General features: G+C 73.3%; 17 protein-coding genes and 1 riboswitch. Of the genes, 14 read left to right on the plus strand and 3 right to left on the minus strand.

The genetic code is table 11. The features are described 5' to 3' along the window. Nucleotides 1-398 precede the first annotated feature (398 nt). The 6 genes from KLI87_RS12195 to KLI87_RS12220 all read left to right on the plus strand — a co-directional run bounded on the left by KLI87_RS12195 (nt 399) and on the right by KLI87_RS12220 (nt 8,220). Nucleotides 399-926 (plus strand): ATP-binding protein, encoded by a 528-nt coding sequence (locus KLI87_RS12195; protein WP_173390817.1) that lies wholly within the window; start codon nt 399-401, stop codon nt 924-926. A gap of 326 nt (nt 927-1,252) precedes the next feature. After that, entirely contained in the window at nt 1,253-2,299 is a 1,047-nt protein-coding gene (locus KLI87_RS12200; protein WP_156217746.1) for a hypothetical protein, read from the plus strand. Nucleotides 2,300-2,354: 55 nt separating this feature from the next. After that, complete coding sequence (locus KLI87_RS12205; RefSeq protein ID WP_173390816.1) at nt 2,355-3,113, plus strand: class I SAM-dependent methyltransferase; 759 nt, start codon at nt 2,355-2,357, stop codon at nt 3,111-3,113. 37 nt (nt 3,114-3,150) lie between these two features. Next, a complete protein-coding gene (locus tag KLI87_RS12210; RefSeq protein ID WP_308165980.1) occupies nt 3,151-3,732 on the plus strand; it encodes a class I SAM-dependent methyltransferase in 582 nt (193 codons plus the stop codon). Between the two features lie 301 nt (nt 3,733-4,033). Beyond that, the gene (locus KLI87_RS12215; RefSeq protein WP_214617027.1) at nt 4,034-5,179 is read left to right on the plus strand and encodes an FKBP-type peptidyl-prolyl cis-trans isomerase; all 1,146 of its coding nucleotides are present in this window, start codon (nt 4,034-4,036) and stop codon (nt 5,177-5,179) included. A gap of 350 nt (nt 5,180-5,529) precedes the next feature. Then, complete coding sequence (locus tag KLI87_RS12220) at nt 5,530-8,220, plus strand: transglycosylase domain-containing protein (protein WP_214617028.1); 2,691 nt, start codon at nt 5,530-5,532, stop codon at nt 8,218-8,220. 44 nt (nt 8,221-8,264) lie between these two features. On the opposite strand, the gene KLI87_RS12225 is transcribed toward KLI87_RS12220, so the two are convergent. Further along, nucleotides 8,265-8,636: a hypothetical protein gene (locus tag KLI87_RS12225; protein ID WP_156217742.1), complete on the minus strand. Its 372-nt coding sequence runs from the start codon at nt 8,634-8,636 to the stop codon at nt 8,265-8,267. 50 nt (nt 8,637-8,686) lie between these two features. Next, a riboswitch (SAM riboswitch) is annotated at nt 8,687-8,803 on the plus strand. Between the two features lie 116 nt (nt 8,804-8,919). On the opposite strand from KLI87_RS12225, the gene KLI87_RS12230 reads away from it, so the two are divergent. From KLI87_RS12230 to KLI87_RS12245, 4 genes are all read left to right on the plus strand, one after another. After that, entirely contained in the window at nt 8,920-10,146 is a 1,227-nt protein-coding gene (locus tag KLI87_RS12230; RefSeq protein ID WP_214617029.1) for an aminotransferase class V-fold PLP-dependent enzyme, read from the plus strand. 61 nt (nt 10,147-10,207) lie between these two features. Further along, a complete protein-coding gene (locus KLI87_RS12235) occupies nt 10,208-14,227 on the plus strand; it encodes an SseB family protein (protein ID WP_214617030.1) in 4,020 nt (1,339 codons plus the stop codon). Beyond that, nucleotides 14,224-14,592, plus strand: a complete 369-nt coding sequence (locus KLI87_RS12240; RefSeq protein WP_214617031.1) for a hypothetical protein — start codon at nt 14,224-14,226, stop codon at nt 14,590-14,592. Before KLI87_RS12235 ends, KLI87_RS12240 begins: the two co-directional genes overlap by 4 nt. Before the next feature lie 342 nt (nt 14,593-14,934). Next, on the plus strand, nt 14,935-15,798 hold the full coding sequence (locus KLI87_RS12245; RefSeq protein WP_214617032.1) for a hypothetical protein: 864 nt from the start codon (nt 14,935-14,937) through the stop codon (nt 15,796-15,798). Between the two features lie 6 nt (nt 15,799-15,804). Here KLI87_RS12245 and KLI87_RS12250 read toward each other — a convergent pair whose 3' ends face one another. Next, complete coding sequence (locus tag KLI87_RS12250) at nt 15,805-16,632, minus strand: RNA methyltransferase (RefSeq protein WP_214617033.1); 828 nt, start codon at nt 16,630-16,632, stop codon at nt 15,805-15,807. 507 nt (nt 16,633-17,139) lie between these two features. On the opposite strand from KLI87_RS12250, the gene KLI87_RS12255 reads away from it, so the two are divergent. The 4 genes from KLI87_RS12255 to KLI87_RS12270 all read left to right on the plus strand — a co-directional run bounded on the left by KLI87_RS12255 (nt 17,140) and on the right by KLI87_RS12270 (nt 24,161). Beyond that, nucleotides 17,140-19,266, plus strand: a complete 2,127-nt coding sequence (locus tag KLI87_RS12255; protein WP_250903749.1) for a substrate-binding domain-containing protein — start codon at nt 17,140-17,142, stop codon at nt 19,264-19,266. A 428-nt stretch (nt 19,267-19,694) separates the two neighbouring features. Beyond that, nucleotides 19,695-21,191: a sigma-70 family RNA polymerase sigma factor gene (locus KLI87_RS12260; protein ID WP_214617035.1), complete on the plus strand. Its 1,497-nt coding sequence runs from the start codon at nt 19,695-19,697 to the stop codon at nt 21,189-21,191. 240 nt (nt 21,192-21,431) lie between these two features. Further along, nucleotides 21,432-22,922 (plus strand): RNA polymerase sigma factor, encoded by a 1,491-nt coding sequence (locus KLI87_RS12265; protein WP_156217736.1) that lies wholly within the window; start codon nt 21,432-21,434, stop codon nt 22,920-22,922. Nucleotides 22,923-23,429: 507 nt separating this feature from the next. After that, nucleotides 23,430-24,161 (plus strand): hypothetical protein, encoded by a 732-nt coding sequence (locus KLI87_RS12270; protein ID WP_214617036.1) that lies wholly within the window; start codon nt 23,430-23,432, stop codon nt 24,159-24,161. Here KLI87_RS12270 and KLI87_RS12275 read toward each other — a convergent pair. After that, nucleotides 24,158-25,531 (minus strand): PLP-dependent aminotransferase family protein, encoded by a 1,374-nt coding sequence (locus KLI87_RS12275; RefSeq protein ID WP_246249966.1) that lies wholly within the window; start codon nt 25,529-25,531, stop codon nt 24,158-24,160. The two genes, KLI87_RS12270 and KLI87_RS12275, sit on opposite strands and share 4 nt — an antisense overlap. Nucleotides 25,532-25,536 lie beyond the last annotated feature (5 nt).

The following is a 25,536-nucleotide window of genomic DNA, read 5'->3' on the forward strand; positions in this document are numbered from 1 at the left end:
GGGGCCGGGGGGTTGTCCGAAACCCCAGCTCAGCGACTCCGGACATCTCCGCGACGTGCGGCGGGGCGGCATGGCGCGGGCACGGCGCGGGCACGGCGCGACATGGGTGCGCCATGGCGCGGCGCCGCGTCCGGGCGACACGGCGGATGGGCGCCACGTCGCGGATCAACGACGTGGAGTGACCCTCAGCAGCGTGGCGCAAGGCCCTTGCACGCGTGCAAGCGTCGGTGACCGGACGGGGGACGGTGCGCCAGGGTGACTGGCATGCGGGGCGGACGCCGGTCGCCCGGCCCGCGAGCGCAAGGCCGATGTCCGACACCCAGCAGGCCATCACACAACAGGCCATTGGACACATGTTCGCTTACAGCCCGACACGGAGACGTGAAGCCGTCGCTGCCATGAACGCACCAGACGCGTGGTCGGGGACGCCGGTCCTGGCACCGGCCCCGGCACCCGCTCCCTCGCTGGAGCTCGCATCCTCGTCCGCCTGGAACAACGGAAAGTCGTTCGGGCGCCTCCTCGGCGAGCTGGACCTCGCCGCGACACCGGCCGCCGTCCGGCTCGGCCGCTCCTACATCCGCGAGCTGGTCGGCCAGTACTTCGGCGCGGACCGCTCCGACCTCGCCGACCTGGAGCTGCTGACCAGCGAGGCCCTCACCAACTCGGTCCTGTACGCGCGGCCGCGCCGGGACGGGACCGTCATGCTGTCGGCCCTGCACATCGACCGGTTCGTCCGGATCGAGGTCACCGACGGCGGCGGCCAGCCCGGCCCCCAGCGCGCCCCCGAGGAACCGCTCCAGAACCACGGGCGGGGCCTCGTTCTGATCCGCGCGCTCTCCGTCGACCACGGCACCCACCGCAACCGCAACGGGACGTCCACGTTCTGGTTCGGCATGGCGGTGCGGGAAGGGTGGCGGTTGCCATGACCCCGCGCGCCGCCGGGACGGGCGTACCCGTCACCGGCGGCGGAACCGGCGGCACCGGGCCTCGTGGGCCGGGCGGCGCCGGGGTGGATCCCGTGGTGGTCGCGCATGGGCGGGCCTTGCCCGCCGCCGACGAGGGGACGTGCGCGGCACCCGGGAGTCCCCACCGCCCCGCGGCGGGCGGCCTCCTCCTGCCGCCGCATCACTCGACACCGGCACCGGACCCGGGACCGGAACACCCGCCGGAGGCATACTCCGCCGAGCCGTTCGGCTTGCCTGGCGCTTCGCTACGATCGGAGTTCCACCAAGTCCAGGCTGTAGGGCGAGTGATGGCACCGGACGGCGCGCCGAAGTCCCTCTCGGAGATCACCAAGGACATGGGCCTCAACATGTCCGACGTCGCGGCCTTCTCCGGGCTGGACGAGAGCACGATATTCCGGCTGTGGGACAACACCGAATGGCTCGACCGGGTCAGCGGCCGGTCCTTGCAGAGCCTCATGTCGTCGGTGCCGGGAATCGCGGAGTACTCGATGGCGCACGCCATCCGGAAACGCCGCGACGTCCTGGTCGCCGACCTGAGCGCCGAGGGCCTCACCGTCGACCTCGACACGTTCGAGTCGTCCACGGTCGCCCAGCAGCACCTGCTGAACGCCCTTGAGGCGGCGCTGCACATCGTGCGCGGCGAGGCGACCCAGAAGGTCTCCTCGTTCATCGCCCGCTTCTGGGGCCGCGAGCAGGACCGCGCCCTGGAGTCGCTCTACTCGGTCGAACCGGGGCACGGGCTCCTCACCGACCCGCAGCCCCTGTTCGAGTCGTCGGTCGAACTGGCGCCGAGGCTGAACCGCAAGACCTACTCCTTCCACTCGATCCTGGCGCTGAACATCCTCACGCACCAGGTCAGCAAGGTGACCGGGACCATGGACGCCGAACTCGGCTTCGAGGTCCCCGGCCGCCAGGCGGCGTTCATGATGCGCGGCGTCGTGATGGGCGCGCTCATCAGCACGGGCGACTTCGACCTCGCCGAGCGGTACCGGCGGCAGCTTGAGGCGATGCCCGTCTACGCGGCGCTGGAGGAATGGTCGTTCCCCACCTATTCGCGGGACGGGCGGCTCAGCTCCGACTTCACGCTGCCCAGTTCCCTTCCGCTGCGCAACACGGCGCGGGAGGTCCTGCGGGAGATCACGACCTACAACGACGCCTATGTGTACTACCTGGCGTCGACCTACATCCCGCTGGCGCTGAAACGCGACCCCACGTTCGGGGGGAAGCTCACCGAGCTGATCCTCGCGCTGGAGCTGCGCTGCGCCGACTGCCGGGACAGACGCATCCGCGGCACCGTCAACCAGCTGGTGCGGCGGCTCAAGGGCATGGCCTGATCCCATGCCGTGGGAAGGGGAACTGGTGGACGACCGGGCGCGAGCGATCGCGGACATGACGCGAAGACGATGGGAGAACAACTCCGCGTACTGGGTGAAGGTCATCCGGGAGGGCCGGGACAGGTACCGCACCGAGCTGACCGACCGCGCCGTCCTGGAGGCGGTCGGCGAGTGCGCCGGGGAGCGGGTCCTGGACGCCGGGTGCGGCGAGGGCTACCTCGCGCGGACGCTGGCCGCCCGCGGCGCGCGGGTCGTCGGCGTCGACGTGTGCCAGGGCCTGATCGACGCGGCGTGGGGGCTGGTCGACGCCGCCGGGAGCCCGCCGTCCGCCGCGCCCGGCGGGTCGCTGTCGTTCACCTGCGCGAGCGTCGACGACATGCCCCTGGCCGACGGCCTGTTCGACCTCGTCGTCTGCAACCACCTGTTCAGCCACCTGCACGACCCGACGGGCGCGATCAAGGAGTTCGGGCGGGTGCTGCGGCCCGGCGGGCGGCTGATCATCCTGACCCTGCACCCCTGCTTCTACGTGAAGGACTCCGAGCTGGGCGCGCTGACCTCCGTGCCCGCCGCCCAGTACTTCGTGACCCGGGGCGTCGACCAGCACTTCGTGGTGGACGGCATGGTCTCCCCTTCGATGATCACATCCTGGCTCCGGCCGCTGGAGTACTACTCTGGAACGCTCCGGGACGCCGGTTTCGTCATCACCGACCTCCGCGAGCCGCACCCGACGGAAGAGCAGCTCGACCACGACCCCTGGTGGCACAAGGGCTTCCCGAGCGCCATGTTCATCCTCCTCACCGCCGAGCGCCGCTGACCGGCGGCCCCGTGCGGCCCCCTTGTAGGGTCGCGGTGTGGGGGACGCGGACCGGGAGCGGTGGAACGCGAAGTACGAGGGCGCCGCGGAACCGGCGGCGGCGCATCCGCTGGCGGAGCGGGCGCTGACCTCGCCGCTGCCGGACGGCCCGGTGCTCGATCTCGCCTCCGGGCCGTCCGGGAGCGCGCTGCTGGCCGCGCGCGGCGGCCGCGACGTCCTCGCCGTGGACATCTCCGGCGTCGCGCTCGCCCGGCTCACCGCCGCGGCCCGCCGGGACGGCCTCTCCGGCCGGATCTCGGTCGAGGAGGCCGACCTGGAGGTGTGGCGGCCCCCGCCGGACGCCTTCGCGCTCGTCCTGTGCACCGGCTACTGGGACCGCGCGCTGTTCGGACCCGCCGCGCGGGCCGTCGCGCCGGGCGGGCTGCTGGCCTGGGAGGCGTTCACCTCGGACGCGCGGCGCGCCCGTCCGTCGCTGCCCGCCGAGTGGTGCCTGGCCGAGGGGGAGCCCGCCGCGCTGCTGCCCGCCGGGTTCACGGTTCTGGACCAGCACGACGTGCCCGGCGGCAAGCGCCGCCTCCTCGCCCGCCGCGCCGACGGGTCAGGGGGTGTCGTTCGATGACCGTGTGTGATATTCCGTAGGCGAAGGACGCCCCGGGGCGCGGACAAGCCCACGTCGCGAGGCGCACGCCCTTGATCGCCACCGCGGGCGCTCATCCGGGGACGTGAGGGAACCGTCCGACGCGAGTATCCTGACGGCTCCGTTCCCCTGCCATGCGCCCTCCCGGACCAGCACCGGCCGTGGTTTTGACCGGTAGATTGCGGGTCGGCCGCCTTTGCTCGGTTTTCACGCTGTGCTTAGACCGGTGGTGGAAGGGTGGCACAGTTCGTGATGTCGTCGAACCCGGAGCGAGTGAGGAAACATGTCCGAGGATGACAAGCCCCGGGGCGAGCCGGCGGTCAAGGCGAAGGCGAAGATCCCGGCAGCCAAGAGCATCCGCAGCCCGGAGTTCACCCCGCACGGCATCAGCGCGGGGCGCGGCAGCGGACCCTCCCGCCCGTCGGGGCTGACCGCGGCGCAGGCCCGCAAGCGGCGGTTCGCGGCGGCCGCCGGCGTCGTCGTCGCGCTGGCCCTGGTCGTCGGCGGCACCGCCTACTGGGTCACCCGCCCCGGCCCCGAGCTGTCGGTGAGCGGCAAGTTCGCGTCCGAGCCGAAGGTGAAGATCCCCAAGAGCCTCGAACCGGCGGACGAGCTCAAGGTGACCACCGCGATCAAGGGCACCGGGCCCGCGATCGCCGACGGCGACAACATGTACGTCAAGTACGTCTTCTACCAGTGGTCGAAGGCGGCCTCCTCCGAAGACTCCAAGGACAAGAGCACCAGCAAGCAGCTCGGCTCGTCCTACCAGCAGCAGCAGGGCCAGCCCGACCGGCCGCTGGTCGTCGGCAAGAGCGGCGTCAAGGGCCTCGACAAGGGCCTGCTCGGGCAGACCGTCGGCAGCCGCGTGATCCTGGAGATCCCGCCGGCGATGGGCTTCGGCGAGCAGGGCACCCAGCTCGGCCTCGGCAAGGACGACTCGGTCGTGTTCGTCGTGGACGTGCAGGCCACGATCCACAAGAACCAAGCCCCGCAGGGCGCGGCGCAGAAGCTCGACGACAAGAAGCTCCCCAAGGTCGAGGACCAGGGCGCGGGCAAGGCCCCGAAGGTCACGATGCCCAAGGAGGACGCGCCGTCCAAGCTCCAGGTCAAGACCCTCGTCCAGGGCACGGGCCCGGCGCTCGCCAAGGGCGACGAGGCGATCGTCAACTACCAGGGGCAGCTCTGGGACGGCGGTAAGGTCTTCGACTCCAGCTTCACCAACGGCCAGCCCGCCAAGTTCCCGATCGGCACCGGCGGCACCGTCCCCGGCTTCGACAAGGGCCTGACCGGCGCGAAGGTCGGCAGCCGCCTGATGCTCGTCCTGCCGCCCGAGGAGGGCTACGGCAAGAAGGGCAACACCCAGGCCGGGATCAAGGGCACCGACACGCTGGTGTTCATCGTCGACATCCTCGCCAAGGTCGTGAAGTAGGCCGCCCGGCGGACCATCCGAGAGCGGCGGGGCACCCGGAAGGGGCCCCGCCGCTCTTTCGGTTCCAGGGCCCCGGCGTTCGGGGCCCCGCGTTCAGGAAGGCTTCAGGGCGGCCTGAGGACGCGTTCACCCCGGTGTCGTCCGGCGTTCTCCCCCGTGCCAGATAGGGCCGGGAACGGCGTTCTCACGGCTTTTGCGACGTCCGTCACGACAACCTCGCGGGCTCACCGGTCGTCCTCCTAATGGAGCGACGGGAACCCGAGCGTGTGCCGCGACCGCCTTGGAACGGAGCCGCCCGACGCATGGACGCCCTCGGGTATCGTCTGTAACGCATTAATCACGGGGGGCTTGTGAGCATCGGCAGAAAGGGTCCTGAGGGCGACGAGCCCGGCGGGCCGGGCGAAATCAATCGTGACGACAGCGCGGCCGCACCGCCGGAAGAGGGCGGCGCCGGCGTGGCGACCACCGCCCGTGACCGGGAGCAGCGCGACGGCGATTCGTCCGGCGGCGACGCGATTTCCGGCGACGACCACATATCTCGAAACGGACACAAGGCGGCCGAAACCCCCGCCGCGGACGAGGGCGGCGTCGAAACCGCCGTCCCAGAAACGCCCCTGGACCACCACAAGTCACCCGACGAACCGGCCGCCGGGCCCGAAGGCGCGACCGGCGAGCCCGAAGCGGCGGACGCCGAGCCGGAGGACGCGGCCGCCGACCCCGAGGACGCGGACGGCGAGCCGTCCGAGGAGTCCGACGAACCCCGCAGGTCCGAGAAGGTGCCCGAGGAGACAGCCGCCATGTCGGAAACGCCCGGACGCGCCGGGCCGCCCGCCCCGGCCGCCGGACGCGCCGGCCCCCCGCCGCCCGCACGCGGCGGCAAGGGAGGAAAGGGCGGCGGCCGCAGGCCCAAGAAGACGCGCAGCCGCAAGGCCCGCTACACGCGGCGGATCCTGTTCACCCTGCTCGGGCTCATCGGGTTCCTCATCGGCGCGTTCGCCGTCGCCTACCTGTTCACGCCCGTGCCCTCGCCGCAGGAGCAGGCCGTCGCGCAGGGCCCGGCGTTCTACTACTCCGACGGCAAGACGATGATCGCCAAGACGGGCGTCAACCGCGACGCCGTCACCCTCGACAAGATCCCGCCGGGCGTGCGGAACGCGGTGATCGCGGCCGAGAACCGCAGCTTCTACGAGGACCCGGGCGTCTCGGTGCAGGGGACGGGGCGCGCGTTCTGGTCCACGGTGACCGGCGAGCAGTTGCAGGGCGGGTCGACGATCACCCAGCAGATGGTCCGCAACTACTACGGCGGCATCGGCAAGGAGCGGTCCGTCACCCGCAAGCTCAAGGAGATCATGGTCTCCCTGAAGGTCGGCCGGGAGAAGTCGAAGAACTGGATCCTGGAGCAGTACCTCAACACCATCTACTTCGGACGCGACGCCTACGGGGTGCAGGCCGCCGCCAAGGCGTACTACAACAAGGACGTCTCCGAGCTGACCCCGGCCGAGGGCGCCTACCTCGCCGCCGCGATCCAGCAGCCGAGCAACTTCTCCGACCCGAGCGGCGCGCGGCGCGCCTACGCCGAGCAGCGCTGGCACGCGGTCGTCGCGAACATGGTCCGGGACGGCGCGGTGACGCCCGCGCAGGCCGCCGCGATGCGCTTCCCCGCGCCGGTCAACCAGAAGATCACCGACATCCTCAAGGGCCAGAAGGGCTACATGGTCAACGTGGCCAAGAAGGAGCTCATCGAGCGCCGCGGCTACAGCGAGGACGAGATCAACCGCTCCGGGCTCAAGATCACCACGACCTTCGACCGGAGGCTGATGGACGCGACCCGCCGCGCGGTGACGGCCAACACCCCCGACGGGATGAGCAAGCGCATCCGCACGGCGGTCGTGTCGGTCGACCCCTCCACCGGGCAGGTGCTGGCGTTCTACGGCGGCCGCGACTACCTCTCGGAGATGGCCAGCAGCGCCTTCTACGACACCGCGCAGGTCGGGTCGGGCTTCAAGCCCATCGCGCTCGCCGCCGCGCTGGAGGACGGCAAGAGCCTGAGCAGCTCCTACGACGGCAGCTCACCGCAGTACTACAACGGCCACCCCATCGAGAACGACAGCGGCGAGAACTTCGGGCAGGTCGACCTCGTCACCGCCACCGAGCACTCGATCAACACCGCCTACGTCAACCTCGGCCAGGACATCGGCACCCGCCGGATCGCCGAGATGGCCGAGAAGATGGGCATCCCCGCCGCGCAGATGTCGCCCGCGCAGCGCGCCGCGCCCTCCTTCCCGCTCGGGGTGGTGTCGCTGCACCCCGTCCAGCAGGCGGGGGTGTACGCGACGTTCGCGGCCGAGGGCGTCCACAAGGCGCCCTACGTGGTCAAGTCGGTGACCGACGACGAGGGCGAGAAGCGCACGTTCACCGAGAAGGGCGACCGGGCGTTCAGCACCCGCACCGCGCGGGACGCGACCTACGCGATGCAGCAGGTCGTCCAGGGCGGCACGGGACGCGCCGCGCAGCTCCCCGACGGCCGCGAGGTCGCGGGCAAGACCGGCACCACCAACGAGGGCCGCGCGATCTGGTTCAACGGGTTCATCCCGCAGATGGCGACGTCGGTCGCGATGTTCCGGGCCGACAACAAGCCGCTCAACATCCCCGGGTACGGCGCGTACGGGGGCCAGCTCCCCGCGCAGATCTGGAACTCCTACATGAGCGACGCGGTCAACATCAAGGGATACGAGCAGAAGGAGTTCGGCTCGCCCTCGGAGACGCCGGGCGGCGGTGACGGCGGCCCGGTCATCCCGACCCCGGGCCTGCCGCAGGTCCCGCGCACCCCCGTCCAGCCCCGCGAGACGCCGACCACCAGGCCCGACACCCCCGAGATCCCGGTTCCGCCCACCCGCCTGCCGACGCACGATCCCGAACCGCCGGGCGGCGGGGACGGCGGCGGCCCCGGAGGGGGCGACGGCGGGGACGGCGGCGGCGGTGGCCCCGGTGGCGGGGACGGCGGCGGAGGCGGTCCGAACCGTCCGGGGTTGAACTCCTGACCCGGAACGGGACCCGGCCCGCACGGCCGGGCCCCGTTCCCGGGTCAGTCGCAGGCCTTGCCGATCTGGGCGGGCGCCTCGGTCATCGCGGCGTTCAGCTGGGACGCGTCGCCGGTGCCGAGGGCCGTGGCCGCCGAACGCAGCCGGTCCGCCTCCGCCTTCAGCGCCTTCTTCAGCGCGGCGTCGTCGGTCTTGCCCGCCAGCCCGTCCAGGCGTCCGGCGAGCTGCCCGGTGGCCTCCCGCCACTGGCCGGGTTCGGCCGCCGACACGCTCCGCACCCGCGTCACGTACTGCTGGAACGCCTGCCTGGTGTCGGCGCACACCTTGCCGGTGTCGCCGCCGCCGCTCAGCACCCCGCACGCGCTCGACGCGCCGAGCAGCACCGCGGCCAGCACCCCACCCACCCGGTACCGCATCGCACCCTCCCCTTTGATCCCCGTAAGGCTCCGCATATACTTCCGCATTAGGTCATGAGCGCCAGCGCCAAGCCCCGGCTCGCTGGCCGGCAACCCTTCGTCCGCGATGGGGTGCCCCGGGTGAAGACCTGGCCGAGCGCGAGAACGCGTCCCGGCAAGCGCGGACCCCACCCTTCGCGGGGTCCCTGACCCCGGAAGGTCTCCTGTGCCCACGCTCACCCCCGCTCCCGTCCGTCCGACGCTCTCTGTGACGCCTCGCTCGGGGGTCGGGGTTCGACCCAATGTGATCGGCGCCGACTCCCTCGTCCCGCTGGACGACGGACGCCGCGTCCCCTACGCCAACCTCGACTACGCCGCGTCCGCCCCCTGCCTGGAGGCGGTGCACGAGGCCGTCACCCGCGCGCTGCCCTACTACAGCAGCGTCCACCGCGGCGCGGGCCACGCGTCCCAGGTGACGACCGAGGCGTACGAGAACGCACGCGAGACGGTCCGCGGGTTCCTCGGCGCGTGGCGCCGCGCCGCCGTCGTGTTCACCCGCAACACCACCGACGCGATGAACCTCCTCGCGCACGCCGTGCCGCCCGGCACGACCGTCGTCACGTTCGAGACCGAGCACCACGCGTCGCTGCTGCCGTGGCGGCGGCCCGTCCGGCTGCCCGCCCCGGCGACGCCCGCCGAGGCCGTCGCGCTCGCCGACCGCGCCCTCGCCGCCGCGCCCACCGGCCCCCGGCTGCTCGTGGTCACCGCCGCGTCCAACGTCACCGGCGAGCTGTGGCCGATCGGCGAACTCGCCCGCGTCGCGCGCGGGCACGGCGCCCGCATCGCCGTGGACGCGGCGCAACTCGTCCCGCACCGCCCCCTCGACATGACCGCGCTCGACCTCGACTACGTCGCGTTCTCCGGCCACAAGCTCTACGCGCCGTTCGGCGCGGGCGTCCTCGCCGGACGCGCCGACTGGCTGCGCGCCGCCGAGCCCTACCTGAAGGGCGGCGGCGCCAGCGCGTCGGTCACCTCCACCGTCCGCTGGGCGTCCTCCGCCGAGCAGCGCCACGAGGCGGGCACCCCCAACGTCCTCGGCGCCATCGCCCTCGCCGCCGCCTGCGAGGCCCTCGCCCCGCACTGGAGCGACCTCGCCGCCCACGAGGAGCGCCTCCTCACCCGGCTGCGCACCGGCCTCGCCGCGATCCCCGGCGTCCGCGAACTCACGCTGTGGGGCGGCGGCCCGCGCGTCGGCATCGTCTCCTTCACCGTGGACGGCCTCGCCGCCCGCGAGGTGTCGCTGGCCCTGTCGGAACGGCACGGCATCGGCGTCCGCGACGGCAAGTTCTGCGCGCACCCGTTCGTCCGGCACCTGCTGTCGGCCGACGGCGCGACGGGTGACGGATCCGCCGTCCGCGCGAGCTTCGGGGTCGGTACGACGACCGGGCACATCGACCGGCTGCTCGCCGCGCTCACCCGTCTGACCAGCGAACTCTCCGACGCGGGCGATTGGTCCTGTTCACCCATGTAGCGTAGGCAGTCGCGCGGCTTCCCGCTGCCGCGGGTCGGGGACAGCAAGACAGAAACAGGGGGTGCCGACCGTGGCCGACGCCTGGCGACCCACGTCGGAGTTGGAGCGCCGACTTCAGGACAGCGTCCGGACCGGGGACCAGGAGGGCTACTTCCGCCTCCTGGCCGACAGTGAACTTCTCGTCCCCGTCCCGCCGGGCGCGGTCGACGACCTGCTGGCGAACACGTCCCACCCGTCCTGGCCCGTCCAGGAGGAGGAGGGCCGCGTCCACGTGCTGGTCTACACCTCGCCCGCGGCGATGCACGCCTGCCTTGGCCAGACCCACCGGCACTTCATGACGCTGCGCTTCCGCGACCTCGCGGAAGCCTGGCCGGACTCCCGCTGGTGGCTCGCGGTGGACGTCCCCGCCGGGCACGGCGCCCCCCTCCCCATCGAGGCCCGCATGCCCGCCTGGTTCATCCGCCAGGTGGCCGAAGGCGACGTCCGCCCACCCCAGGTGGGCCGCCCCGTCCAGCCAGAGCCCGACGCGCACCGCGGTGTCCCCGCACCGGCGCGGCACGCCGCGCAGGAGCGGCCTGGCGCACCGAGCCCGCACGCCGCAGGAGGCGAGCCCGGCGCCCCGGACCAACACCCCGCGCAGGCACCGCACGCGGCGCAGGTCGAGTCGAGCACGCGGGGCGAGCACGCCGCACAGGCGGAACCAGTCGCCCTGGAGCGACCCGCCCCACCGACTCCCCACACCAGGCCTGTCGAGCCTCCCACCACGCAGGCACGAATCGGCGCGCGGGAGGAAGCAGCTCCGCAAGAGAAGCCCGACGCGCACGGCAACGTCCCCGCGCCAGCGCAGCACGCCGCGCAAGCCCCCCCGATAGCGCAGGAGCAACCACCCACGCAGGACGGCCCCAGCACGCCAGGACCGTCCACCCCCCAGGGACAGCTCAACCCCCCGGACCAGCACACCGCGCAGGAGCCGTCCCCCGCGCAGGCACCCCTTACGCAAGCGCCGACCAGCGCGCCGGAGCAGCACACGACGCAAGGCCCGTCCCCCACACAGGGGCAGCCCACCGCGCCGGAACAACGGACCGCACAGGGACAACACACCGCGCAGAGGCCCTCCATCGCGCAGGCAGAGCCCACCGCGCCAGAGCAGCACGCCGCGCAAGAGCCGTCCCCCGCGCAGCGGCCGTCCAGCGCGCCGGAACAGCACACCGCGCAGGGACAACACCTCGCGCAGGGACCATCCACCACGCGGGCACAGCCCACCGCGCCAGAGCAGCCCCCCGCGCCAGAGCAGCAGACCGCGCAAGGGCAACACACCGCGCAAGGGCCGTCCACCACGCGGGCACAGCCCACCGCGCCGGAGCAGCCCCCCACGCCGGAGCAGCCCCCCACGCCGGAGCAGCACGCCGCGCCGGAGCAGCACGCCGCGCAAGAGCCGTCCCCCACGCAGGGGCAACCCGGCGCGCCGGAACAGCACACCGCACAGGGACAACACACCGCGCAAGGACCGTCCCCCGCGCAGCGGCCGTCCAGCGCGCCGGAGCAGCACGCCGCGCAAGGGCCGTCCCCGGCACAGGGGCAGCCCACCGCGCCAGAGCAGCAGACCACGCAAGGGCAACACACCGCGCAGGGGCCGCCCCCCACGCCGGAACAGCACCCCGCGCAAGGGCCGTCCCCCACGCCGGAACAGCACCCCGCGCAAGGGCCGTCCCCCGCGCAGGGGCAACCCGGCGCGCCAGAGCAGCAGACCACGCAAGGGCAACACCTCGCGCAGGGGCCGCCCCCCGCGCAGGGTCAGCACAGCGCGTCGGAACAGCACACCGTGCCGGGACCGTACGCCGTGCAGGGGCCGTCCGCCGCGCAGGAGGCGCCCGGTGTGGTGGAGCCGGAGGCCGTGCGGGACGAGGCGCGTGCGCCGGAGCAGTCGGGTGCGCGTGACGAAGGCTCCGAGCAGGCGCAGCATGCGGCGCCAGGCGCCCTGGTCGGGCCGCCGGGGCAGCATGCCGTTCCCGGGCAGGTGCCGTATGCCGCGCAGAGTGACGAGGTCTCCCCGCAGGGGGACGCGGGTGAGTGGGAGGAGTTGCAGGCCCAGCATCGGGGGTTGCAGCGTGAAGGGGCGCGTCCGGCGTTCCAGCCCGCCAACGAGGTCGAGCGGGAGTTGCTGCGGGCCGCCGCGAACAACGACCATGACCTGTTCCTCCAGACGATGGCCGGGGCGGAGGTGCTGCTGCCCACGCCCGAGGACATGGACTACACGCTGCGGCCCGGACGCGCCGGGTTCCCGTGGCAGACGCGGGAGGTGGACGGGGCGACCGTGGTCCCGGTGTTCACCTCGCCCGAGCGGCTGATCGAGGCGGCGCGGGCGGCCGGGACGGGGAACGAGTACATCAAGGTGCCGTTCACGGTCGTGCTGCGCTACTGGCCCGACCAGGGGTGGCCGCTGGCGATCAACTCCGGGTCCCCGGCGGGCGGAACGATCCTGGCGCAGCAGTTGCCGGGGCTCGCGCGGTGGGCCGACCAGCGGGCCGTCCAGCGGATGGCGGACGGGTTCGAGCCGCAGAACGACGTCGAGCAGCGGCTGTTCGAGGCGGCGGCGCGGCGGGACACCGACGCGTTCTTCAAGGTGCTGCTGGGCGCGCAGGTGCTGGTCCCGGCGGAGCCGGAGACGCCGTGGGGCATCGCGCCGGACGACCCGGACTTCCCGTGGCGGCCGGTGCCCGTGCACGGCGAGGTGTGCGTCCAGCTGTTCACGTCGCTGAAGTGGATGAACGAGGCGATCGGGTCGTCGCGGTTCGTCATGCCGACGCTGCTGGAGATGGTGTCGGCGTGGCCGGACGTGGCGTGGACGCTGGTCCTCAACCCGGGCACGCCGATCGACGCGACCATGCCGGGCGAGCAGGTGCGGGCGCTGAGCGGGCAGCCCAGGGAGGACGTCCCCGCGCCCGAGGCCGTGACGCCGGAGGTCGCCGAGGCGCCCCCGGAGCCGCGGCCGGCCGAGCCCGAGTTCGAGCCGGGCAACCGCATCGACCAGGAGTTGTACGAGGCGACGCTCGGCGGCGACTCCGACGCGTTCCTGCGGGTGCTGCTCAACGCTAACGTGCTGGTGCCCATCCCGGCGGACGCGCCGCTGGAGGTCACTCCGGTGCAGAACGAGTTCCGGTGGGACGCGGCGCTCCAGGACGCGACGTCCGTGCAGGTGTTCACCTCGCTGGTGCGGCTGCGCGAGGTCCTGCCGGAGGCGCGGTTCGTGTACGCGGACTTCCGGGAGCTGATCGCGGCGTGGCCCCGCGAGGACTGGGCGATGCTGCTCAACCCGGGCACGCGGATCGGCGCGTCGCTGCGCGGCGACCAGGTGCGGGCGCTGAGCGAGTGGGCGGTGCGGGTCGGGCTGGTCCCGGCGCGGCCCGAGGCGCCGCTGCCGCCGCCCGAGCCGTCTCCGCTGGTCACAGCGCACGACGTGGTGCGCGAGTTGCCACCGCCGGTCGCCGTCGAGGACGTCCCGCAGGAGGTGGCGCGGCAGCCGGAGCCCTACTTCGAGGGCGACCGGGTCATGCAGCCGACCATCATGCAGAAGGTCGTCCCGCACGGTCACGTCGGCTGGTACCTGGACCAGGGGTACGACCGCGTCGGCGGGTTCGTCCACCCGACCGGGGACGTGACGGAGCTACAGACACCCGTCCAGCTGTACGAGGCGCTGGGCCTGCTGTACGAGGACACGTCGTTCTCCCCCACCGACGAGGGCGTGTACGTCATCCGGTGGCCCGCGTACTGCCCGGACCTGTACCGGACCCCGTTCGGAGGTCAGGACGAGGCGGAACTCGCGGCGTGGGGCGAGGCCGGATGGGTGATCGAGCGGGCACCGTTCCTCGGCACCGGGTTCGCGCCGGGCAGCGCGGGGTCGATCCGCGAGTACAAGGTCGACAGCGTCCGGCTGCCCTACGGCGCGGAGATGTACTATCTCGGCCACGACCGGTCCGAGCGCTTCGTCGCCATGTACGACCCCGACAGGCTCGCCTGGCTGCGGCCGGACGCGGCGACCGGCCCCGACGGCTGGGACGGGCGATCGGAGGCGGCGCAGTGATCCGGGACGGGTACGTCGCGCGCTGGCTCGGCCGCGACTTCGAGGCCGCGCCGGGTGCGGACGGCGAGGTCCGCCTGTACGCGCCCGAGCCCACCGACGGGTTCGAGGAGCTGCGTCCGGGACGGTTCCGGCGGATCGTCCCGGCGTCGGAGATCGAGGACCTGCGCTATGTCCGGACGACGTGCGCGTGGCGCGGTGAACGCTTCGTGATCGTCGGGGAGCATGAAACCTGGCTGCGGGTCGAGTACGCCGGTGGCCGCGCCACGACGGCCGAGAGGCTCGGGCTCGACCGCGTCGACCAGGGCATCTGGCAGGCTTGGGCGCCGAGTTCGGAGATCGAGGACGTGCGCGAGGAGTTCATCTGATCGACGGCAACGCTCAACCGGGGTTGATTTGAACGGTAGTTCCGTGTTCGCATGATTCCGGTGTGGACTCCCCGGGTAGAGTTCCGGGGCTCAGGCGCTCAATGGCGACGCGGCGGAGGTGCGGCGGCGGTGGTCTCCCGATCGGCGGTAAAACCGATCTTCGTAGGGCTCGGGACGGCGGCGGTGCTCGCCGCGGGCTCCGGCTCCGCGGTCGCTTTCGCGTACGAGGATCCCTCTCCGCCCCCCTCGTCGACGCCGGGTGGAACCCCGGGCGAGACACCGGCCAAGCCCGGGACGCTCACGGTGAACGTCAGCCCGATCAAAGATGAGCTGAAAGCCGGCGTGAAGGGGTACCTGAACGTCTACTTCCTGGCGGAAGGCGGATCCGTCGAGAACGTGAAGGTCACCAAGATCGAGGTGACCTCGAAGCTCGGGGCGAAGCTGAAGACGAAGGTGGGGGGCGACTGCCCGAGCCCGTTCACATCGGCGGGATGCAAGGTGGGGACGGTCGACAACCATCGCCTACCCATGAGCTCCTGGGTGAGCCTGGCCTCCGAGATCAAGAAGGACGTCAAGGTGACGCTCACCGTGACGGCAAGCGGCAAGGACATCAAGGACGTCAAGTCCGAACCGGCCACGGTGACGTTCAAGGCGCCCAAGCCGAAGCCGCCGGCTAAGGGCGGCAAGGACAAGGACGACAAGGGCAAGGGCGGTAAGGGGTCGTCCGGCAAGGACCACGGCACGGGCAGCGGCAGCAGCGGCGGCTCCGGGACGGGCGGCACGGGCAGCGGCAGCACCGGGACCGGCACAGGCACGGGCACGGGCACGGGCACGGGCACGGGCACCGGGTCGAGTTCCGGGAACGGGACCTACGTCCCGCCCACGCCGAACTTCGACTCCAAGAGCCCGCAGGTGGCGCTGCCGCCGATCGCGGCGCCGAGCCCGCAGATCGCGCCGAACCCCGCCGACGCGACGCCGGTCAGCCGGTTGCGCAACAACAAGACGCCGGTCGCGCAGGACCTCACGTTCGAGCGGATGGCCAGCACGCAGATCGCGTGGCTGGCGGCGCTGCTGGTGGTGTTCTCGCTGCTGCTGACGCAGCTCCGCCTCGGGCGCAAGAGCACGCCGAGCGCGGCGGCCGCCGAGGCGGCGCGGCGCGCGCGGGGCCTGCACCGCCGCACCCGGCGCGGCACCTTCGCCAAGTAGGGAGCGCTACGGGGCGTCCGCCGCGCCGACGAGGGTGTGGCAGGCGATGGCCGCCGCGGCGACGACGTTGAGCGAGTCGACCCCGGCGGACATGGCGTCCGGGCTCATCGGGATGCGGACGGCCTCGTCCGCCTCGTGGATCCAGTGCGAGGACAGCCCGTCGCCCTCGGAACCGAGCATCAGCGCGACGCGTCCGGTCATCGGCGCCTTGCCGAGCGGGACGGCCGCGGCGTCGGGCGTGAGGGCGAGCAGCGTGAAGCCCGCGCCGCGAAGCCGGGCGAGGCCGTCGTGCCGGCCGGTCATGCGCGCGTAGGGGATCGCGAACACCGCGCCCATGGACACCTTCACGGAGCGGCGGTAGAGCGGGTCGGCGCAGCGCGGCGACAGGACGACGGCGTCCACGCCGAGCGCGGCGGCGCAGCGGAAGATGGCGCCGACGTTGCCGTGGTCGACCAGGTCCTCCAGGACGAGGACGCGGCGCGCGTCGCCCAGCACGGCCTCGACCGGGGGCAGCGGCAGCCGCTCCAGCGACGCGAGCGCGCCCCGGTGGACCTGGAAGCCCACGAGCCCCTCCATCGTGGCGTCGTCGGCGATGTAGACGGGGGCGTCCAGGCCGTCCAGGACGTCGGAGAGGGGCTCGGCCCAGCGGCGCGCCATGAGCAGCGAGCGGACGGGGTGCCCGGCGCCGACCGCGCGGCGGATCACCTTCTCCCCCTCGGCGACGAACAGCCCGTGCTCGGCCTCCAGGCTCTTGCGCAGGTTCACGTCCCGCAGCCGGACGTAGTCGGCGAGGCGCGGGTCGGCGGGGTCGGAGACGGGTACCAGGCTGGCCATCCCCCAATTGTGCCGGGGGCCTCGGCGTGCCCCGTACGCGCGGGAAACGGCAATGCCCGGCGCCTCGGAAACCCGGCTTAATTTGATCTTGATTGGCGGGAGTGATCGTATTCCGCGCCGTGGAGTGCCGTTCCGATCGCGGGCGGTCACGAGGCCGCGAAGGCGCCGAGGTGACCGGGCCGCACGCTCATGACCTGCGTCATCATCGGTTTTGAGTTCTTTGTAACCTTCAGTTCGTACTACTACAGTGCCGCATGACATCGGCGGGTATCTGGCGAATCGAGGGCAGCCATGAGCGGACGTCATCGCGATGACTTCCCCGAAGGGAACGGCGAGGACGGGAACGACCCCGGCTCCCCCGTTTTCGGTCCCGCCAACGACGGGTCATCGGACTGGTTCGGAACCCGGGACAGCCGGCGGACGCCGCTCCCGCCGGAGCCTCAGAGCCCGCCGGAGCCTCACGGCCCGCTCCCCCCGCAAGGCTCGCAATCCCCGCAAGGCCCTCAGATGCCCCAGGGGCCTCCCCCCGGGTCCGGGGAGACCCCGTCGTGGTTCACGCCGCGGCGATCGTCCGAGGAACCCGTCTACGGCCCGGGAGGGTACGGCGTCTACGGCGCCGGGCCCGGCGGCGCGCCCGCCGCCGAGGAGCCGAGGGACCCCGCGGCGGGACGCCCGGGGCCGTATCCGCCCGAACCCGCGGCGTCGCCGCGCGGCGGCCCCGGCAGCGCCCCGCCGCCCGGCGGGTACGACGTGCTCCGCAGCTCCGCCGAGAGGCCGACCGGCTTCTTCGGCGGCGGCGGCAGCGGACCCGGCGGACCCGGCGGACCCGGCGGACCTGGTCGCCCGGACGGCCCGCGCGGATCCGGCGGCTACGGCAGCGGCGAGTACGGGCGGCGCGGACACAAGCGGAGCATCGCGGCGCTGATCGGCCCGATGGCCGGAGCGATCGGGCTCGCGCTGCTGCTCGGCGTCGGCGTGTACGCGTTCGCCGAGAGCGGCACGGACTGCGGCGGTGACGCGCTGAGCCTGTCGGTCGCGGCGGCGCCCGACATCGCGCCGGTGGTGACCAAGGCGGCGGAGCGCTTCAACGACGGCAAGGAGAAGGTCGGCGACCGGTGCGTCCGCGCGAACGTGCGGAGCGCCGAGCCCGCCTCGGTGGCGACGCTGCTGTCCGGGCAGGGCGTCGCGAGCGGCTCCAACCAGCGTCCGGACGTGTGGATCCCCGACTCCTCCCTGTGGCCCTCCCTCGCCCAGGGGCAGGGCGGCGCGGCCGGGCAGAAGGGCGCGGTCACGCTGACGAGGACGTCGGTGGCGACCAGCCCGATCGTGGTCGGGCTGCCGCGGACGCTCGCGGCGCAGCTGAAGCGGTCGGGTGTGACGGCCGCCCCGTCCTGGGACAACCTGCTGAAGGCCGCGGGCGGTGTCGCTGGCGGCGCGGTGACGAAGAACCAGATGATCCCGGCCGGGTCGGTGCGGCTGCTCGTCCCCGACCCGACGCGCAACGCGGCCGGGATGGGCTCCCTGATGATCACCAGCGCGCTGCTGGCGAACGACCCGAACAAGGAGTCGATCTTCACCGGGATCGTCCGGACCGTGCGGGAGAGCATCGTCCCGGACGTCGAGGAGCAGTTCACGCACTTCCGCAAGGACCGGACGGGCAAGCAGCCCATCTCGCTGTCGTCGGAGCAGGCGCTGTGGAAGTACGACAGGGGCGGTCCGGCCGAGCCCGCCGTCGCGCTGTACCCGCTTGAGGGCACGCTGTCGATGGACTACCCGTTCACGATCACCACCGGCGACGGCGACCGGGCGAAGGCGGCCCGCGCGCTGGAGGAGGCGATGAGCACCGAGGCGACCAAGAGCGACGTCCGCGACGCCGGGTTCCGCTCGCCGGACGGGAAGGCGCCGGCGACGTTCGGTGAGAGGACCGGCGTCAGCCCGGCCCGCCCGCGGCAGCTGCCGATGCCGCAGGCCGCCGAGGTCACGCAGGTGATGCAGGCGTGGTCGAAGCTGTCGCTGGGGCTGCGCATCCTCACGCTGGTCGACGTGTCGGGGTCGATGGCCGAGGAGGTCGCCCCGCACACGAACCGGCTCCAGGCGATCGCGCAGGTGTCGCAGGGCGGGCTCAGCATGATGTCGAACGACACCGAGCTCGGGCAGTGGCTGTTCTCGACGAACATGCGGGGCGGCCTGCCCTACCGGGAGACGGTGCCGGTCGGGCCGCTCGGCGAGCGCGTCGGGTCCAACACGCGGCGCGGCCTCGTCCTGTCGTGGCTGAACCAGATGAAGCCGAAGCCGGACGGCGACACCGGCCTCTACCGCACGATGCTCGCCGCCTACAAGGCGATGAACAGGTCCTACAAGCCGGAGTTCGGGAACTCGATCCTGCTGATGACCGACGGCAGGAACGACGACCCGGGCGGTCCGTCGCTGAAGGAGGCGCTGGCCGAGCTGCGCGGCATGCAGGACCCGAACAAGCCGATCCAGGTCAACATGATCGGCTTCGGGAAGGGCGTGGACCGCGCCGAGCTGGAGCAGATCGCGGCGGCCACGGGCGGTAACGTCCAGATCGCGATGACGCCGCAGGAGATCTCCAAGATCTTCCTCAAGATGCTGTCCCGGCGCATCACTTCGTGATCTTCCGGACACGGTTCGAAGTTCTCGATTTTTCCCCACGATCGGTGTCAACCGGACGCCGGAACAACCCGTCATTCTAGGTGGAGGCCCGACGGGGAGCGGGGCCGTCGGGCCTCCGACCTCTTCCCTCCCTGCCGGTGACGGGGAGTGGTTCCGGCCCACCGGTCCCGACCGGTCGGCTCCGGCCCGGGGCGGTGCCCCGGCCCTGGAAAAGGATCCCCTTCACAGGGAAGCGGATCCTCTTTCCGCAGGCCCCCCGCTCTCGCGGAAGGCCCCCTTTCGCAGGACGTCCCGCCGTCGCGGGACGCCCCGCCCGCCACGGGTGTGCAGGCCGACCCCGGCCCCGGGCGAGTATCCCCCATCGAACGGCTGGAATCCCCGGTGGACCGTCCGCCGGGGATCGCTTCACCCAAGCTCGGGAGGCCCTCGTGTCCGGTTGGCCCAGCCTCGACCGCGCCGACGACGAAAGGCTCGCGCGGGCGCTCGCCGCCGGCGATCCCGGCGCGCTCATCCAGGTGATGGACCGCTACGCGGCGCGGCTCTACGACTACTGCCACGCGCTGCTGCGCGACCAGGAGCTCGCCGCCGGGGCCCTGCACGACGCGCTCATCGCCGCGTACGCGCACGTGCCCGCCCTGCGCGAGCCGGAGTGGTTCCGCGCCTGGCTGTATACGCTCGTCCGAGGCGAGTGCCTGCGCCGGCTGCGGGATCCAGACCGGCCGGCCGGGCGGCATGAGGCCCCGGAGGTCGAGGACGGCTTCGTGGACGAGGCGGAGCGCGCCCGGCGGCAGGAGGCGCGGCAGCTCGTCCACGGCGCGCTGGCGGGCCTGCGCGGGCGCGAGCGCGAGTCCCTCGACCTCGTGCTGCGGCACGGCCTCGACCCGCTGGAGGTCTCCGGCGTCCTCGGCATGGACGGCCAGGAGGCGACGGCGCTGGTGGCCGAGGCCCGCGCCCGCCTCGACGACGCGCTCGCCGTCGCGTTCGTCGCCCGCACCGGGCGCGGCGACTGCCCGGACCTCGCCGCGCTCGTCGGCGACGCCCCGTGGCCGCTGCCGCCGCCGCTCGCGGCACGGGTCGCCGAGCACATAGGCCGCTGCCCTGTCTGCCACGTCCGGCGCGAGCGGCTGTCGGCGCCGCGGCTGCTCCAGGTGCTGCCGGTCGCGATGATGCCGACGGACCTGCGCGGCCTCGTCCTCGCGACCGCCACCGACCCGGCGCTGGCCGCCGACCTCGGCGCGATCGCGCACCGCGCCGGGCCGTTCGACGACCGGGGCTGGCCGATGGCGGCGGGCGAGACGGCGCCGCCGGAGGAGCCGTCCCGGCGGACGCCGCGTGCGCTCTGGCCGGCCCTCGCGGCCGCCGCGGCGGTCGTCCTCATCGTCGCCGGGGCGTTCTTCCTGATGCCCGACTCGTCCAAGAAGCCGACGAGCGCGACCGGCCCCGGCGGGAGCCTGTCGGCATCGGTGGACGACCCGTCGGAGTCGCCCAGCGAGAGCGAGGAGCCCTCGGACTCGCCCACGCCGACGAAGAGCGGCACGCCGACGCCCACGCCGACGACACCGTCGCCGACCACCCCGACGCCCACCCGGACGCCGACGCGGCACCCCTCGTCCCGTCCGCCGCGGTCGACCCCCACCCAGTCGCGGCCGGGGATGCTCTCGGCGAGCGGGTGCACCATCGCCGGGCCCGGTGGCAGTTGCACGGTGACGTTGACGGCGTCCGGCGGGCCTGTGAACTGGCATGTCGCGAGCCACTCGCCCTTCCTCAGCGTCAGCCCGGGCGGCGGACGGGTCCCCGCCGGAGGCTCGCGGCCCGTCACCGTGACGCTCAACGGCGGGTGCCCGCCGGGCGGCGGAACGGGATCGGTGAGCTTCTCGCCCGGCGGCGCCGCGTCGATCACTCTGACGTGCCCCGAACAAGGCTGACGGCACCCCGAAAGTCAAGAGTGATCCACATCACATTCAGGGGCGAAACCCCGGCTCTACAAGGCCAGACGGCCACGGGGCGTACCGTGCTGGTCACATAAATCCGCACATAGGGGAGAAAATCCAGGAACTTGGTGGCAAGATCGGGCAACCAGTGCGGGCGGTCAGGCGTCGGCGCTCGCTCGGGGACCCCCTCCCCGGGCGCACGATCAACGACACCGACTCATCTGGAGGGATCCCGTGGCCGGTGAGCCAGGGCCCGGTCAGTCCGACGACATCAGGCTCGCGGAGGCACTCCGCGACGGCGACGTCATCGCGCTGACCGAGGTCTACGACACCTACGCGCCGTTCCTCTACGACTACTGCCACGGCCTGCTGCGCGACCGCGTCGAGGCCGCCGGGGCGCTGCGCAACTGCGTCATCGCGGCCCGCGAGCACGTCGGACGGCTCAACGAGCCCGACCGGCTGCGCGGCTGGCTGTACGCGATCGCGCGCAAGGAGTGCATGCGGCGGCGCGACAGCCCGAACCGGCACACCGGCCAGGAGGCGCCGGAGGCCGACGACGACCTCACCGACGACCAGCTCGCCCGCCGCGAGGAGCGGCGCCTGCTCGCCCACAGCGCGCTCGCCGCGCTGTCCGGGCGCCAGCGCGAGGCCATCGACCTGTCGGTGCGGCACGAGCTGGACGAGGTCGACCTGTCCGGCGTGTTCGGGATGCCGCTGGAGGAGACCCTGGAGCTGGTGGAGAAGTCCCGCGAGGACCTCGCCGCCGCCCTGCACGCGGCCCTCATCGCGCAGAACCACTGGAAGGACTGCCCCAGCGTCTCGGCGCTGACCGAGTCGTGGCCGCTGTCGCCGCAGACCTCGGCGTCCCTCGTCCGGCACGTCGCGAGCTGCCCGGTGTGCGGGGCGCGCGACACCCCGCCGCTGCCGCCCGACCGGCTCCTGTCGGTGCTGCCGATCGCGGCGATCCCCGCCGACCTGCGGCTGGACGTGCTGACCGCCGCGACCGCCGCCGACCGCGCCGACAACCGGCGCGCCATCGCCGCCTGGACCGAGCCGTTCGACGAGTACGGCTGGCCGCTCCCCTACGAGCCCGCCCCCTCGCGCGCCCGCGACCGCGAGTCGCGCCGCCGCCGCGGCCCGCTGATCGGCGTCGCCGCCGCCGCGGTCGCCGCGGTCGTGGTGCTGGTCGGCGCGATGTCGGCGTTCGGCGGCGAGGAGGACGGCGGCGGCTCCACCCCCCAGGCCGGCGCGTCCGGCCCGGCGCCGGGCGACAGCGGCAGCGGCTCCCCGACCGGGACGAGCGCGGACCCCTCGCCGACCAGCCCGTCCCCCTCGCGGTCGTCGGCGTCGCCGTCGAAGTCCCCGTCCGCGTCGCCGTCGAAGTCGCCGTCCAAGACGCCGTCCAAGACCCCCTCGAAGACGCCGCCGCCGAAGGACCACGACGACCCGCCTCCGCCCTCGCAGCCCGGCACGCTGTCGGCGCAGGGGTGCAGCATGGGCTACGACGACTCGTGCACCGTCCGGATCACCGCCGTCGGAGGCCCCGTGTCCTGGCGCGTCACCGGCACCGACGGCCCCGTGGAGGCGGGCGGCTCCGGGCAGCTGTCGGCGGGCCAGTCGACGAGCGTGCGGGTGTGGCGCGAGGGCGGCCTCTGCCTCGGCAACCGCAGCGGATCGGTGTCGTTCTCCCCCGGCGGCTCCGCGGGCGTCTCCTACCACTGCTGAGGATCGTCGCGGACAGGACGCGCGCTCGTGGCGGGCCACGGGCGCGCGTCCCCGTCTGCCGCGCCGCCCGTGAACGGCGTCGCTTTTCTCCGTGCGAACCCCGTGTGATCTGCGGCGATGACCGCTGGACGCGCGGCGCGACCGGTACGGATACCGCGGCGGCAGGCCACTTCCGGCCGCCATGCAGGCAACCTTCAGCATCCCCCCGGTTTTAGGGCTGACCTGGGGCTACGTACCCTGTACCCCACCGCAGGACATGAAACTTCCCCAGGAATCCCCGACCACAAGGTGGATTCGGAGGACGGCCGGGGTACGCATCTGCGACGACACCCGAGCAGAGTGGACCTCTTCCGGCATGGAGGTCGTAAGCCGCCATATCCGGCCCATGGCGGCAAGCTGGACTTTTGTGTCCCGCTGGGCTACTACAGGGACTAGACCACTCGGGGCTAGACCGCCCGATTGGGGGGACACACCGTGGCAGACGCATGGCTGCCGGGAGCCGGCCGTATGCCGGCGCGACAGGACGGGGGAAGACTGGGAGGAGGCGCTCCCCGGGTCGTCTGGTTCGCCAGCGAGTCCGACCCCCGTACCGTCTCGGCACGCTCGGTCGCCGCCGACATGGTCAAGGAGGACCGGCCCGCGCACCTGGTGTGGCACCCCGGCACCGGCGAGATCATCCAGACGCTGCCCGCCACCCGCGCCGCCCGGCTGCTCGGCGACCCCGTCAGCCGCGAGGGCCGCGCCTGCCTCCAGGTCGTCGTGATCGGCCAGGCCCGCGTCCCCTTCACCGCCGCCCTCATGATCGGCGTCGAGGCGATCGTCGGCTGGCTGGACACCTGGGGCGTCGAGCGCCGCTGGCCCGCGGGCCCGCCGCTGCCCTCCCCGCAGTCCTACCACTCCCTGCGCGCCCGCAAGGACTGGGCACGCGGCGGCCACTTCGGCGCCTCGCAGGTCCCGGTCGCCGACCGTCCCGACCCGGGCGGCATCGACATCCGCCGCATCACCGGCCCGAACACCCCGGTCGCGCCGCTGCCCACGACGCGCGCGCCGATCCCCGAACCGGCCGGTGCCCGGCTGGTGCCGCGCCCGTCCCGCCTCGGCGACGCCCCCCGGCAGGGCCCCGACCACACGCCGCCGGGGCCCTCCCCCGTCCCGGCCCGTCCGAGCCCCCTCCCGGTCGCCGCGCCGCCCGACCACCTGGCCGCCCCCGGCGCGCGCCCCCGCGCGATGTCGAACTAACCGCTCTCCAAGACGAGGTCGCGGACGACTCCGCACCCCCACCGCAGCTCGGCGAGCCCCGGGGCGGACCCGTAACCGATCACCAGACCGGTGAACGGGTCGCCCGGGCCGCGGTGGCAGCGGCCGAGCGTCTCCACCAGGATGCGGTGACCGGCCGCCTCCTCGACGACCCGGTCCGCGACCGGGCCCGGCACGTCCACGACCAGGTGCAGGCCCGCGGTGTCGCCGCGCAGGCGCAGCCCGTCCAGCGCCCCGACGACCGCCTCCCGCCGCCGCGCGTACTCCGCCCGCATCCGCCGGACGTAGCGGTCCAGGTCGCCGCGTTCGAGGAGCAGCGTCAGCGCGTGCTGCGGCACCACCGCCGTCCGGTCGTTCAGCTCCTCCCGCCGGCCGGCGATCGCCGCGACCAGCTCCGGGCGCCCCACCAGCCAGCCGACCCCCATGTCCGCGGTGAGGATCTTCGCGGTGGTGCCCAGGTAGACGACGACGTCCGGGTCCAGGCCGTACAGCGCGGGCAGCGGCGCGACGTCGTAGCGGAACTCGCCGTCGTAGTCGTCCTCCACCACCAGCGCCCCGGTGCGCCGCGCCCACGCCAGCAGCGCCTGCCTCCGCCGGACGGGCAGCACCCCGCCCAGCGGGAACTGGTGCGAGGGCGTCGTGTAGATCAGCCGCAGGTCGTCCGGGAGCCCGTCGACGACCAGCCCGTGCTCGTCCACCGGGCACGGCACCGGCACGGCGCCGCGTCCCGCCAGCACCGTCCACGCCCGCGGCCACCCCGGCTCCTCGATCCCGACCCGGTCGCCCGGCCGCAGCACGGTCGCCGCCAGCAGATCGAGCCCGCTGGTCGCCCCCCGCGTGACCAGCAGCCCCTCGGCCGGGCAGCTCACCCCCCGGCTGCGCCGCGTGTAGTCGGCCAGCGCCACCCGCAACTCCGCCATCCCGTGCGGCTCCTGCCGCTCCTGCGGCGGCATCCCCGCCGCGATCCGCCACGCCCGCCGCCACGCGGGCGTGTCCAGCGCCCCGACCCACGCGACCCCCGCGCGCAGGTCGAGCATCCCCGGCACCGACGTCCGGTAGACGGCCTGGTCCACGATCGGCTTGGGCAGCGGCACGGGGGCGACGCCGTCGGTCACATACGTCCCGGAGCCGTGCCGCCCCTCCAGCCAGCCCTCCGCGTGCAGTTGCTCGTACGCCTCCGTCACCACCGTCCGGCTCACGCCGAGCAGCCCCGCCAGCGCGCGGCTGCCGGGCAACCGCTCCCCCGCGGCGAGCCGTCCGTCCCGCATCGCCGCCCGCAACTGCGCCACGAGCTGGGCGTTCATCGGCTCCTCGGCGTGCCGGTCGACGACGAGCGGCAGGTCTATCGACAAACTGG

The organism is Actinomadura sp. NEAU-AAG7 (assembly GCF_018603865.1).
Classification (GTDB): Bacteria; Actinomycetota; Actinomycetes; order Streptosporangiales; family Streptosporangiaceae; genus Spirillospora; species Spirillospora litoris.